Genomic DNA, 13,019 nt, shown 5'->3' on the forward strand with positions numbered 1-13,019 from the left:
GAAATAGTGGTTGAGCGGGTAAGTGAACAAGTTGTATGGGTGAAGTGTCATCCTGCGCCGAGCGAAGGACCTGTTGCACTGACACGAGTCGCTACAACGAAAGCCATTCATCCAGACTCTCTGCTCTGTTAAGAATAACAACATCTTACGTGTAGCAGCTTATTCATTCACTTACTCGCTTACTGCACCACTATTACCCCGCCCAGCCTTCCCGGTCGAGGCTGCGGTACTGGATGGCTTCGGCTAGGTGTTGAATCTGGATTTCTTCAGTGCCAGCCAAATCAGCAATGGTGCGGGCTACCTTCAGGATTCGGTCGTAGGCCCGGGCCGACAGGCCGAGGCGCTCCATGGCTGTTTTGAGTAGGGTTAGGCCGGCTTGGTCGATGCGGCAGATGTCTTTAACCATCTGGGAAGGCATCATGGCGTTCGAGTGAATCTCGGGAAACTCCCGGAAGCGCCCAGCCTGCCGCTGCCGGGCCTGCTCTACCCGTTCCTGAATGGCGCGGCTATCCTCCGAACGCCGTGTTTCCGTCATCTGGTCGAAGGTTACGGGCGTTACTTCCACGTGCAAATCAATGCGGTCCAGCAGCGGTCCGCTGACTTTGTTGAGGTAGCGCTGCACTACGCCGGGGCCGCACACACACTCCTTTTCAGGGTGGTTGTAGTAGCCGCAAGGGCAGGGGTTCATGCTGGCGATGAGCATGAAGTTGGCCGGGAAATCAATGCTAATTTTAGCCCTGGAAATAGTCACGCGGCGCTCCTCTAGAGGCTGACGCATCACTTCCAGCACCGTGCGCTTAAACTCCGGCAGCTCATCCAGAAACAGTACCCCGTTGTGGGCCAGTGAAATTTCCCCGGGCTGTGGGTTGCCCCGCCGCCTACCAAGGCCACGTCGGAGATGGTGTGGTGAGGCGAACGGAACGGCCGGGTGTTGAGCAAAGATGCATCGGCCCCCAGCTTACCCGCCACCGAATGAATTTTCGTGGTTTCCAGCGCCTCCTGCATGTTCAGAATAGGCAAAATGCTAGGCAGGCGCTTGGCCAGCATCGTCTTACCCGCGCCGGGCGGACCAATCATAATGACGTTGTGGCCCCAGCCGCCGCAATTTCCAGGGCCCGCTTGATGTTCTCCTGGCCCTGCACATCGGCGAAATCGGCGGTGTACTGGTTAGCCATCTGCTGAAACACGTCCCGGGTGTCAATCACAACGGGCGTAATAGGTTGGCGACCTTCCAGAAAGTCAACGGCTTCCTGCATGGTATCTACCGGAATGATGTCCAGGTTGTTGACAATAGCTGCCTCCTGGGCGTTGCCGCGGGGCAGGATAAAGCCCTTAAAGCCTTCCTTGCGGGCCTGAATGGCAATAGGCAACACACCCCGCACCGGCCGCAGCTCCCCATCCAGGGCCAACTCACCCATGATGATGTACTCGCTTAACCGTTCGGTGGTCAGCTGCTGGGAGGCATGCAGAATGCCCAGAGCAATGGGCAAGTCGTAGGAGGAACCTTCCTTGCGAATATCGGCGGGGGCCATATTTACGACCACCTTCGTGCGCGGCATCCGGTAGCCTCGGAACTTCAGAGCTGCTTCTACCCGCTGCTGGCTTTCCTTGATGGCGTTATCAGGTAGGCCTACCACGAAAAAGCCCGTGCCTTGTGATACAACTACTTCAATAGTAATAGTATATGCATTAACCCCTTGCACGGCCGAGCCGAAGGTTTTAGTGAGCATAACCCAGGAAATACATTAGTAAGAGAATGGAAATAACGAAGGTAGAATAAATGTAGCAGGCGCATAACAGAGTCGCATTTTTCAGCTGCTCGCACTCAGCAACTGAACCGAGAAATAAAGCGGTAAGAAGTTGATATAGGCAGCAAAAGGCCGAATCCATGTAGAAAGACGTAGTACTACGTCTTTCTACATGGATTCGGCCTTTTGCTACTTCAACTGTACAAGGAGGCAGTAGTGTCTTGTGGCAAGACTCACTACGTGCTACTTCACCAGCTGCTCAATGAGCATAATCAGGATGTGAATAGCCTTGATGTGAATTTCCTGGATCCGGTCGGCGTAGCCGCTGTGCGGGGCCCGAATTTCTACGTCGCTGATGGCAGCTAACTGGCCGCCATCCTTGCCCGTCAGGCTGACTACCTGCATGCCAGCCGCGCGGGCAGCCTGGACAGCTAGCAATACGTTGGGGGAGTTGCCGCTGGTGCTAATGGCCAGCAGCACGTCGCCGGGGCGGCCCAGCGCCTCCACAAAGCGGCTGAACACATGGTCGTAGCCAAAGTCATTGGCCACGCAGCTCATGTGCGAAGCCTCGGTGAGGGCAATGGCAGCCAGGGCGCGGCGGTTTTGGCGGTAGCGGCCCGTTAGCTCCTCGGCAAAATGCTGGGCGTCGCAGAGGGAACCACCGTTGCCGCAGGTCAGGATTTTACCGCCCTGATTTAAAGAGCCAGCCATTAGGCGGGCCGCTTGTTCTATGGCTCCGAGGTTGGCAGAATCTTGCAGAAAACGTTCGAGAACCGATTGGGCCTCCGTTAGCTCGGCCCGAATAAGATCAGAAAGGGAAGACACGATACGCGGTAAAGGTTAAGCCAAGGGCTGGTTGGCAGCATCCGAAGGAGGCACACCCGACGATGCCGGCGCTATGTAGCCATCGGGTAGGGTAGTGGTGCCGGTGCGCGGGGCACCCAGCGGGCGGTCGGCAGAGGTGCGCTGCTCCATCTGGTGGTCGTAGAGCCGGGCTTTCAACTCGTTGATCTTGGCTTCGCGAACGGCTACTTCCCGGCGCAGCAGGGTGCTGTCGAGGTTTTCGGTAATCAACTGCAGGCCCAGTAACACTACTGCAGCAATAAGCAGGGCAAAATACAGAGCCTCCGCAGTGCCGGCCATACCCACGAAGCTGGCGCGCACGGAAGGCAGCAGCAGCACTAGCAGCGCCAGCAGCAGGAACACCATGACCAGAATCGTAACCAGACGTTTGAGAGCAAGCATGAGTTGTAGCAGGTTGTGGTGGAGTACAGAACTAGCCCTCATACGGGACAGCCAACTTCGCGGACTAAATATAGGTTTTTCGCAATGGGAAACCCGTAAGGGCTTGGTGTGCCTTAGTTCGCGCTTACTTTCAGCTTTGGTGCGGCAAGCAGTTAACGGCTGAGTAGCCGATAACAGAGCGAGATTTCCGGGCCTATACCAAGGCGGCGTTAGTCGTTTGCATCAGGCTCAGGCGCTGGTAGAGGCCACCTTCGCGCTGCTGCAGCTGCTCGTGAGTGCCGCGCTCCACAATGCGCCCGTGTTGGAGCACCAGAATTTCATCGGCGTGCTGCACCGTGCTCAGGCGGTGGGCAATAACGAGGGAAGTCCGGTTCTGCATCAGGCGCGTCAGGGCTTCTTGCACCAGTTTCTCACTTTCCGTATCCAGCGCGGAGGTAGCCTCGTCCAGAATCAGGATGGGCGGGTTGCGTAGAATGGCGCGGGCAATGCTCAGGCGCTGGCGCTGCCCACCCGACAGGCGGCTGCCCCGGTCGCCAATGACGGTTTGGTAGCCTTCCGGCGCGGCCATAATAAAGTCGTGGGCGTTGGCAATGCGGGCGGCTTCCATCACTTCCTGCTCGGTGGCCTGGGTGTTGAAGCGGATGTTGTTAAAAATGGTGTCGTTGAACAAAATGCTTTCCTGGGTCACAATGCCCATCTGGTCGCGGACGGAGTGAATGGTACAGTCGCGCACATCGTGGCCATCAATGAGCAGCTGTCCACCGGTAGGGTCGTAAAAGCGGGGAAGTAGGTCGGCCAGGGTGCTTTTGCCGCCGCCGCTAGGCCCTACCAGCGCTACGGTTTTGCCCTTCTGGATGACGAGGTTAATATCTTGCAGCACGGGCGTATCGCCGTAGCTGAACTGCAGGTTGCGCAACTCAATCTGCTGCTCAAAGGTCGGCAGGAGTTGTGCGTTGGGCTTATCCCGAATTACTGGCTCCGTGTCAATAATGCTCAGCACCCGCTCGCCGGCCACCAAGCCGCGCTGAATGTTGCCAAAGGACGACGACAGCGCCTTAGCCGGCGTGAGCACCTGCGAAAACAGGATAACGTAGCCGATAAATGTGGGACCAGTAAGTGTAGGTTGTTCTCCTAATACTAATGTACCCCGAAGTACAATAAGCCCACTACCACAGCTACCCCAGCAACTTCGGAGAAAGGAGACGCCAAATCCCTAGTATTATCAATGTTGCGGGAGGTGCGAGCGTACTGGTCATTCTGGTCCTCAAACTTGCCTTTAATATACGTCTGAGCATTAAAGGCTTTTATGACTCGGATGCCGCCTAATGTTTCATCAATCACCGACAACATAGAGCCTAGCGTGCTTTGGCTTTGCTTCGCTTGGGTGCGCAACCGTTTAGCTACCCCTGCGATGAGCCCTCCCGATATAGGAAGCAAAATTAGCGCGAATAGAGTTAAGGGTACGGAAATGTAGAACAGCAGTGCGAAGTAGACAATAATGCGCAGAGGTTCCTGAATAACAGCTGTTAAGGTGTTCACCACTGACGTTTCTACTTCCTGCACATCGGAGGTGAAACGGGACATTAAATCGCCCTTGCGTTCTTTCCCAAAGAAGCTAAGCGGCAGATCGATGATGCGGTAGTACAAATCACGCCGCATATTGCTGATTACCCGCGCCCTAACCATTGCTAAAATTCGCAGGCTCAGGTAGCGAAATACATTGCTGAGAAGCACAGAAACGACGACGACTCCACAAACAAATGTCAGTGCACCCATTTCGCCATGCTGTGCTAGCACGTCAGCGAAATAATAGTTGAAGGAGTTTTTTACCCAATCAAGGGTTGGTGCAAAGCTGGGAAGGGAAGCCGGAGCCTGAAATGCAACTTGTTCCGATTTGTCGAACAGTACGCTCAATAGTGGGATAACTAGCGTGAAGTTGGCAGTTCCAAATATTGTACCCAGCAAGGTAAATAGTAGGTATTGCGGCAGAAAGGCAGCCCAGGGGCGGGCGTATTGCAGAATGCGGAGGTAGGTCTTCATTGGAAGCACAAAGGTACAGCATCCGACGCGCTACCAATGTGGCAGGTCAGCAAGCCGGCCTGAGCCATAGGTAAGCACATTGATAGCAAGCAAAAGAGCCTTTTGCCAGGGTGGCAAAAGGCTCTCTACGCAAAACTGAAGTGCAATCCCACCAACTCTCAGGCCTGGAACATGCCTACTACCTCAATCTGGCCGACGATGTGCTGGTTGAATTCGGCTAGCTCCTCGGCCGGCACCCACAGTTCCTCATGTTCCCGGCCGCCTACGTTCTGCACCGGAAATGAGGCGGCATAGTCGGCGTCCACGGCAAAGCGCAGCACGTAGCCCACGCCGTAGTAAGGCACATTCCAGTCCCGGGCAATTTGGGCAGCGTATTGCTCATTCAGCACGGGGTAGAAGATGGGCTGCTCCGGTAGGCGCGGCGGAAACTCCAGCCAGCCCGAGGCGGCAATCAAATCTAATTCTTGCTGATTAACTGGCCGGTATAGCAGCATGGTGGCAGATTCATGGCGCATAAAAAGTAAGCAGGGAGTACGACGGGTAGCAAAAAGAATAAGCTATCTGTTTCGGCCGGCGGAATAAGCTGCGCTGGATATGCCTAGCCCCACCTATTAAAACTCGTGCAGGCGCTGGGCAATGTTCCAGCGCAGGGCCACGGAGGCCAGGGCATCAGTGCCGGCGGTAAAATGGGGCACGGGCTGGTCGAAGGTTCGGTGACGCACAATCAGCTTGCCGTCGAGCCAGAGGTTGTGCGCGGCTTGGTAGGTGGCGGTGAAGTCGCCGTGGAAGAGGTAGGAGGTGGGGCCGCTGCCAACCACAAAGCCGTATTCACGCAGGTTGCCATTGGCATCCAAGGGGCGGTTGGTGTAAGGCAGCAGCACGTTGGAGCCGTAATTTTGTCCCACCGGATCAAGGCCTTGCTTGACGTAAAAGCCCTTGGCCACCACATTCAGGCGGGGTAGGGCTGATAACTTATAATGCCCACTAGCTCCCAGAGGTTGGCGCCCATGGGGTGGGCCAGGGATTGGGCGTTGTGCTGGTAGTTGCGAAACTGGTCTTCGTGCTGGTACATATAGGGCCGGATGTAGTTGAACTCGCCCTGGATATCGAGGTTCCGGATACCCGCTACGTCTACATATTTGCCACCGAGCTGGAAAGCCTGTTTATTAGCCCACCAACCGTTGCCACTTCGGATCTGACTTAGTACAAACTCATCCAGCACCAGCTGCCCGTAGAGTTGCACCTGCCGCTTGATGTTCCATTTGAAATCCAGACCCAGAATGGCGTTGTCCTCAGAACCCGTACCCTGCTCTACGGCCCGGTAAAAGATGATGGGGTTCAGGTACTGCAGCTCGAAGCCTCGGCGACGCGGTTGAATCACTGGGCGGCCATTTACCAGCACGCTGTCAGAGGTAGAAGAATAGCCGCTGTATACCACGCTTTCGAACACACCCACATTCAAGTTAGGTAGCACATCAAAGCTTAAGTGGTGCAAAGCCAGGTATTTCCGGTCGTACTCTGCATCCAAGTTGGGCGCATCGGCCGTCATCTGCGCGAATAGGTTCTGGTAATGAAACTTCCAGATGCGCGTGTTTGCCTTCAGAAACAGGTAGGGCGAGGCGTAATCCGACAGGGTGAGGCTACGGTAACCGTTGCCGATTTGGTTTCGGTCGTGGCCCAGCTGCAGGCTTATGTGCTTGCCAGCGGCGTACGTCAGGTAGCCCCGGGCAGAAAGGAAATCGTACTGGCCGGGCGTATTCTTGAATGGCTTCCAGAACCCTTCGTGCGGTACGGCTTGGTCGCGCTCAATGCGCTGCTGCACGTAGAGCGGCACGGCCATCTGGTTGTCGGCCAGGAAGGTATAGAAGCCCAAGCGCTGGTCAATGGTACCTTCTACCTGCACCCCGCGGGTGTTCAGGAAGCTATAACTTTTGCTGCCGTCGCTGTTGCCCAGGCTCAGGCCCAGCACGGGGTTCACCCGCAACGAGAAATCGGGCGTTTCCAGGCTGTAGAGGTCGGAGCGCCGTTCGTAAAAGTGCTTCAAAATAGGTTGCTCCCGCAGGTTCACGGCCGAGTCCTGCCGAGCGTCGTGCCAGTTGTCGCGCAACAGGTAGCGCACATTAAAGCGGTCCTGGCGCGACAGGCCAGCCGTGGAGTCGCGCAGGATGCGCTCGGCCAGCCGGGCTACGGCCGCCCGCGTGTAGGGCCGAACCGAGGTGTGCGGATCAGCTAGGGAATCGGAGCCGTATTTGATGGCATACCGATCAATAAGCCGGTAAATATCCACGTCCAGGGGCACGTAGGTAGTGCCCATCGTGGATTTGGCCGGCTCATCAGAGTTCAGGTTCCAGGCGGCCGGCCGGTAGGGCTTGGGCGCGCCCGAGTAATCAAGCCAGGTGCCTTTGCCGTCGGAGGGGCGCGTGGGCGTGTCCTGGGCGGCGGCCGGAGCCGTAAGCAGGCCGGTCAAAGCCAGCAGTAGAAGGTAGGATTTTCTCATAAGCAGAGCCGTTTACGCCGAAGCCGGCGCGCGGGTAGGCAAACCTACGGAGTTACGGTAAGATTCAGTTCGGGTAAGGAGTCCAGTAACGCCGGAAGTTGCGCCGCAGTACCTTTGCTTCATGCCCACGCGCTTGCTCCGCCACCACGAAATCGACCTTGCCGCCTGGGACGCCTGCGTTGGGGCGGCCCGGCAGGTAGTGCCCTACGCCTGCTCGTGGTGGCTGCAGGCTACGGCTGGCCGCTGGGATGCCGTGGTAGAGCTGGAAGAAAGCAGTGGCCGCTACCTGAGCGTGTGGCCCCTGCCCGTGAAGTGGCGCCCCTGGGGCCGCGAGATTCATCAGCCTCCGTTCACTCAACAGCTAGGCTGGCTCGCCTCAACCAATGCAAAGCAGCCGCTAGGCTCTGGTGGGCTGATGAACCTCGACAGCCTACTCGCGCACTACTCCCGCTGTTACACCCAACTTAATGAGGCGAATGAGCTGCCTCCCCAAGCGCCGCTGCCGGTAGCATTTCAGCAGCGACATACCTATCAGTTGCGGCTGGACAGTCCCTACGAAACCTTGCGGGGCGCCTATGCCGCCGACTACCGCCGCCGCCTGCGTCTTTATGAGGCGGCCGGCCGTCCCCTTCGCGTTACGGAAACGACGAATGTGGAGCCGCTGCTGCAGCTCTTTCAGCAGACGAAGGGTCCGGAGGCCGGCCTTAAAACCCGCCATTATATACTCATGCGCAAGTTGGTAGCGGCGCTTAGCTTGCGGCAGTTGCTAGATATTCGGGAAGTACGGGAGCCCCAAACCGGCGAGCTGCTGGCCAGTGCCTTGTTCGTGCGCTACCGCACCAAGCTGGTGTATTTGTTTGCGGCCGCCTCGCTGGCCGGTAAAAAGGCCGGGGCCCCGCTGCTGCTGCTAGATGCGGTTATTCAGCAACACGCTGGCACCTCAGAGCTGGTTTTGGATTTTGAAGGCGGCACGATACCGTCTATTGCGCGTTTTTTCGCCAATTTCGGGGCCGAGCCCGTGCCCTACGCGGCCCTATCGTTCACCCAACGCCCCTGGTATCTGAAATGGATGCGCTGACCCCCACTCCTGATTCTTCGGCGGCTGCCGCGGCATCCGTTACCCCCGCCGCCGACCACAGCCGCGTGCACGAGGTGTGCGCTGAGCCCTCCATTGCCAATCACTTTTTAGCCGAGCTGCGCGACGTAACGGTGCAGCAGGATTCACTGCGTTTCCGCCGAAACTTGCAGCGCCTCGGCGAAATCATTGCCTACAAAATCAGCTCCCAACTCAGCTACACCGACCAAACCGTGCGCACTCCGCTCGGCGAGTCCAGTGGCAAGCTGCTCCACGATTTTCCAGTGCTGGCCACCGTGCTGCGGGCAGGCCTACCGTTTCACCAGGGCTTCCTGAACTACTTCGATCAGTCGCCCTCGGCTTTTGCCGCCGCTTACCGCATTGAGGGCACGGCCCAGGTGCAAGTGCAGGTCGACTACCTCTCGGCCCCAGCCTGGACGAGCGGGTACTGATTCTGGCCGACCCCATGCTGGCTTCCGGCAAATCTTTGGTGCAAACCTACCGGGCTATGCTGCGCTTCGGTACGCCCCGGCAGGTGCACATTGCCGCCGTTATTGCCAGCCCCCAGGGCGTAGAGTACGTAACCCGCGAAGTACCCGAGGCCACGCTGTGGGTAGCTGCCATCGACCAAGGCCTCAACGACCAAGCCTACATCATTCCGGGCCTGGGTGATGCCGGCGACCTGTCGTACGGTAGCAAGCTGTAAGGGTAGGGCCACTAGTTGGGTGAGGTTTAGTAACACATGGCTAACCACCAGCAAAGCCACTGGTCGAGGTAAATCTGTTATCTTCAAGGGTGCGTTTAAGCACATTGCCTTCCGCTTATTTCACGTACTACCGTGCTGCCTGCTCTTCTTAAATACGCTTCCGTTTTCGCCATTGGGATGTTCAAGTTTGTGGCGGCGCCCATTGCTGGGGTTGCCGCCGGCTTACAGCCTGGGCTGATCTGGGGCCTGTCGGTGGCGGGTATGATGACGACGGTGGTGCTCATTTCCGGATTAGGACGGGCCTGGGCCTTGCATCAGCGCCGCCGGCGCGAAGAAAAGGGCAAGCCCCTGTTCAACCGCCGTACTCGAACTATTGTGCGCATTTACCGGCGCTTTGGCATGGTAGGCATTGCCTTCCTAACCCCGATTCTGTTCAGCCCCGTCGGCGGAACCGTTATTGCCACCCAACTGCACGTACCGCGCTGGCGGATTCTGGTGCACATGCTCTGGAGCGCGGCCTTGTGGGGCATCACCTTCACCCTGCTAGCTGTCAAATTCAGCCACCTCCCCATCTTCGACCACTACCGGTAGTAGTGAACTGGTAAATGAGTGCTTGAGTGAAGGAGGGGTACGGCGAGTGAAGCGTGGCTATCCTTCATAAAGTACTACCCCTGTACTACGTGAGAAGCCCCTGACGTCCGTGCTGGCGTCAAGGGCTTCTCGCATTATCAAGTGTCTAGCGAATGAGAGAAAGGATGGCTGCGCTCCGCTCACTGTACCCCTCCTTCACTCAAGCACTCATTCACCACTTACTTACTACGGCGGCTGCGGGCGCGGCCTTGGGCGGCGCGGAAGGCTTTGGAAGAGTGAGACGAGGCTTTGCCCTTGGAAGGATTGGCCTTGCTGCCCTTCTGACTGCGGTTTGGGCCGGCTACAAACTCGCGGCCCGTGCGCTTGTCAATCGTAACGCCGGGCTTGATCCACTCCTTGCGCTCGTGGAAGGCACCTTTGAAGTTGGGGTCTTCGCGCTTGCGCCGCTCATCTTTCTCCCGGTCCATGCCCTGCTGCTCCTCAAAGGAAGTTTTGGCAATAACTACCTCCGGCGGAAGGGGCAACACCGGAATCTGCTGCCGGATTAGCTCCTCAATTTGGTGCATGTGGTGCATTTCCGCCTCGTTGGCGAAGGTAATGGCGGCGCCCGTGTGCTGGGCGCGCCCCGTGCGGCCAATGCGGTGTACGTAGTCGTCGTACACCAGCGGCACGTCGAAATTGATAACGTGGCTTACCTGTGGCACGTCGATGCCGCGGGCCGCTACGTCGGTAGCTACCAGGAACCGCACATCACCCGCTTTGAAAGCCTCCATGGCATTGATGCGCACATTCTGACCCTTGTTGCCGTGGATGGCTCGCACCTCGCCGTGCGCTTTGCGTTGCAGGAAGCTGGCTACGTTTTCGGCGTGCTCCTTGGTGCGGGTAAAAATCATAACCCGACTAAAGGTGTCCCAGTCCAGAAACAGGTACTCTAGCAGGTTGATCTTGGTAATCAGGTTGGGTACTTCGTATAAGCTCTGGGTAACGTTCTGGGCCGAGGTAGCGGCCGGCGTAACCTCTACCCGCACCGGAAACTCCAGGAACTCCTCGCTAAGGGTAGTTACTTTCTCGGGCATGGTAGCCGAGAACAGCACGTTCTGGCGTTTGCGCGGAATTACCTCCAGAATGCGCCGGATTTGGGGCATAAAGCCCATGTCCATCATTTTGTCGGCCTCATCTAGCACCAGGGTTTTCAGCTCCTTCAGCACTAAGTCGCCGCGCAGATAGATTTCCATTAGGCGGCCGGGGGTAGCAATCAGAATATCTACGCCTTGGGCAATGGTTTCAATTTGCGTTTTCGGCCCCAGGCCCCCGTAAATAGCAAAAATGCGCAGGTCGGTGTAGGTAGCCAGCTTCTTCAGGTGGGCCTCCAGTTGCATGGCTAGCTCCCGGGTAGGCGCCAGAATAAGTGCCCGTGGGTGAGTGCCCTGGGCATACTTTACCTTCATCAGCAGGGGTAGGCCGAAGGCGGCAGTTTTGCCCGTCCCCGTCTGGGCGATGCCGAGCACATCGTGGCCGGCCAGCAGCAACGGAATCGTCTGCTCCTGCACGGGGGTAGGGTGCTCAAAGCCTGCTTCCGCCACGGCGGTCAGGAGCTGCTTGTTGAGCTTAAAGTCGGCAAAGGAAACGGGCTGCGGCGTATCAGACATGGCAAAAGGGTATTACGAGCCCCAAAGGTACGGGTAATCCGGGCGGCGGGTATTCTGCCCCGCAGTGGAGGTTCAGAAATAAGGTAGCTCTCGGAGCAGTAATTAGTAGGCTGATTCGCCGCTGGCTACCCGCGTTCCGGCCATTTAAAGCCGCCGGACCGAGGAAGTCGCCGACCTATTACTTCTGGGTTTAGAAGAAAAATCTCGCCAAATCGTTTGCAAATAACCCGGCACCAGCTACTTTTGTGACACAATACTCCACACGGTAGATATAGCTCAGCTGGTTAGAGCGTCGGATTGTGATTCCGAAGGTCGTGGGTTCGAGCCCCATTATTTACCCACTGTCAAAAAAGGTCTCTCCGTCTCGGTAGAGACCTTTTTTGTTTGCCTTGGTGGCTCACTCTTGGGTGTTTTTACCGCGTTACGGAAGGATTTCGGCTTGAGCAACGTTGCGGAGCAGTAATAATAGTACATGAACCACTTTTCCCCCTCTGATCTATGAGTCTGGTTGTTATCGGCACGGTGGCCTTCGACGCCCTGGAAACGCCCTTCGGCAAAACCGACAAAATTGTAGGCGGCGCCGCTACCTACATCGGCCTATCGGCCTCCTATTCTGTGAAGCCTGTGAAGGTAGTGGCAGTAGTTGGCGACGATTTCCCGCAGTCGGATATTCTGTTGCTTCAGGAGCACGGCGTGGATACAGAAGGCCTGCAGATCAAGGAAGGAGAGAAGTCGTTTTTCTGGTCGGGCAAGTACTCCAACGACCTGAACTCGCGTGAGACGCTGGTAACGGAACTGAACGTGCTGGCTGATTTCGACCCGATTATCCCCGACTCCTACCAGGATTGCAAGTATTTGATGCTGGGCAATTTAACGCCCCAAATTCAGCGCCTCGTGATTCAGCGCCTCGTGAATCGGCCCAAGCTTATCGTGATGGACACGATGAACTTCTGGATGGACGTGGCCATGGATGAGCTGAAAACGACCATTGAAATGGTGGACGTGCTCAGCATCAACGATGAGGAAGCACGGCAACTGTCTGGGGTGCACTCGTTGGTGAAAGCCGCCAAAATTATCATGGCTATGGGGCCGAAGTACCTCATCATCAAAAAAGGGGAACACGGCGCTTTGCTTTTCCACAAAAACAAGGTGTTCTACGCACCAGCCCTACCCTTGGAAGAAGTATTCGACCCGACCGGCGCCGGGGATACTTTCGCGGGCGGCTTTATCGGTCACTTGGCCGCTACCGATGACATCAGCTTCGACAATATGAAACGCGCCGTGATTCACGGTTCGGCCATGGCTTCGTTCTGCGTGGAGAAGTTTGGCACGGAGCGCCTGCTGAACTTAACCCAAGAAGAAATTGAAGCCCGCGAGCAGCAATTTGCCGACTTGGTGGCCGTTGTGCCGGCTTCGGCGGTGGCCCAGTAAAGCGGCCCGGTTCGCGCAATATTCACCGACAACGGTA

At 57.0% G+C, this 13,019-nt stretch carries 11 protein-coding genes, 1 tRNA gene and 2 pseudogenes; 6 read left to right on the plus strand and 8 right to left on the minus strand.

Features of this window, described 5'->3' with window-relative positions:
• Positions 1 to 193: 193 nt before the first annotated feature.
• The 7 genes and pseudogenes from MUN84_RS14350 to MUN84_RS14380 all read right to left on the minus strand — a co-directional run bounded on the left by MUN84_RS14350 (position 194) and on the right by MUN84_RS14380 (position 7,530).
• Positions 194 to 1,730 (minus strand): annotated as a pseudogene (locus MUN84_RS14350) (YifB family Mg chelatase-like AAA ATPase).
• A 261-nt stretch (positions 1,731 to 1,991) separates the two neighbouring features.
• The gene (gene lpcA, locus MUN84_RS14355) at positions 1,992 to 2,573 is read right to left on the minus strand and encodes a D-sedoheptulose 7-phosphate isomerase (RefSeq protein ID WP_244694699.1); all 582 of its coding nucleotides are present in this window, start codon (positions 2,571 to 2,573) and stop codon (positions 1,992 to 1,994) included.
• A 15-nt stretch (positions 2,574 to 2,588) separates the two neighbouring features.
• Positions 2,589 to 2,993: a hypothetical protein gene (locus MUN84_RS14360; protein WP_244694700.1), complete on the minus strand. Its 405-nt coding sequence runs from the start codon at positions 2,991 to 2,993 to the stop codon at positions 2,589 to 2,591.
• A gap of 193 nt (positions 2,994 to 3,186) precedes the next feature.
• A pseudogene (locus tag MUN84_RS14365) lies at positions 3,187 to 5,033 on the minus strand (ABC transporter ATP-binding protein).
• Positions 5,034 to 5,191: 158 nt separating this feature from the next.
• A complete protein-coding gene (locus MUN84_RS14370; RefSeq protein ID WP_244694702.1) occupies positions 5,192 to 5,548 on the minus strand; it encodes a hypothetical protein in 357 nt (118 codons plus the stop codon).
• A gap of 96 nt (positions 5,549 to 5,644) precedes the next feature.
• On the minus strand, positions 5,645 to 5,980 hold the full coding sequence (locus MUN84_RS14375) for a hypothetical protein (RefSeq protein WP_244694703.1): 336 nt from the start codon (positions 5,978 to 5,980) through the stop codon (positions 5,645 to 5,647).
• A gap of 2 nt (positions 5,981 to 5,982) precedes the next feature.
• A complete protein-coding gene (locus MUN84_RS14380) occupies positions 5,983 to 7,530 on the minus strand; it encodes a hypothetical protein (RefSeq protein ID WP_244694705.1) in 1,548 nt (515 codons plus the stop codon).
• Positions 7,531 to 7,651: 121 nt separating this feature from the next.
• Between MUN84_RS14380 and MUN84_RS14385 the strand changes: the two genes are divergently transcribed.
• The 4 genes from MUN84_RS14385 (at position 7,652) to MUN84_RS14395 (ending at position 9,902) form a co-directional block, all read left to right on the plus strand.
• Positions 7,652 to 8,608: a GNAT family N-acetyltransferase gene (locus MUN84_RS14385; protein ID WP_244694706.1), complete on the plus strand. Its 957-nt coding sequence runs from the start codon at positions 7,652 to 7,654 to the stop codon at positions 8,606 to 8,608.
• Positions 8,596 to 9,057, plus strand: a complete 462-nt coding sequence (locus MUN84_RS23900; protein WP_317238947.1) for a uracil phosphoribosyltransferase — start codon at positions 8,596 to 8,598, stop codon at positions 9,055 to 9,057. Before MUN84_RS14385 ends, MUN84_RS23900 begins: the two co-directional genes overlap by 13 nt.
• Positions 9,058 to 9,071: 14 nt before the next feature.
• Positions 9,072 to 9,311: a uracil phosphoribosyltransferase gene (locus MUN84_RS23905; protein WP_317238948.1), complete on the plus strand. Its 240-nt coding sequence runs from the start codon at positions 9,072 to 9,074 to the stop codon at positions 9,309 to 9,311.
• A gap of 132 nt (positions 9,312 to 9,443) precedes the next feature.
• The gene (locus MUN84_RS14395; protein ID WP_244694707.1) at positions 9,444 to 9,902 is read left to right on the plus strand and encodes a hypothetical protein; all 459 of its coding nucleotides are present in this window, start codon (positions 9,444 to 9,446) and stop codon (positions 9,900 to 9,902) included.
• 218 nt (positions 9,903 to 10,120) lie between these two features.
• On the opposite strand, the gene MUN84_RS14400 is transcribed toward MUN84_RS14395, so the two are convergent.
• Positions 10,121 to 11,551 (minus strand): DEAD/DEAH box helicase, encoded by a 1,431-nt coding sequence (locus MUN84_RS14400; protein ID WP_244694708.1) that lies wholly within the window; start codon positions 11,549 to 11,551, stop codon positions 10,121 to 10,123.
• A gap of 265 nt (positions 11,552 to 11,816) precedes the next feature.
• Here MUN84_RS14400 and MUN84_RS14405 point away from each other — a divergent pair.
• Both MUN84_RS14405 and MUN84_RS14410 read left to right on the plus strand, forming a co-directional pair.
• Positions 11,817 to 11,890 (plus strand) — tRNA-His (locus MUN84_RS14405).
• A gap of 159 nt (positions 11,891 to 12,049) precedes the next feature.
• A complete protein-coding gene (locus MUN84_RS14410; RefSeq protein WP_244694709.1) occupies positions 12,050 to 12,982 on the plus strand; it encodes a PfkB family carbohydrate kinase in 933 nt (310 codons plus the stop codon).
• Positions 12,983 to 13,019 lie beyond the last annotated feature (37 nt).

Source organism: Hymenobacter sp. 5516J-16 (assembly GCF_022919335.1).
GTDB lineage: Bacteria > Bacteroidota > Bacteroidia > Cytophagales > Hymenobacteraceae > Hymenobacter > Hymenobacter sublimis.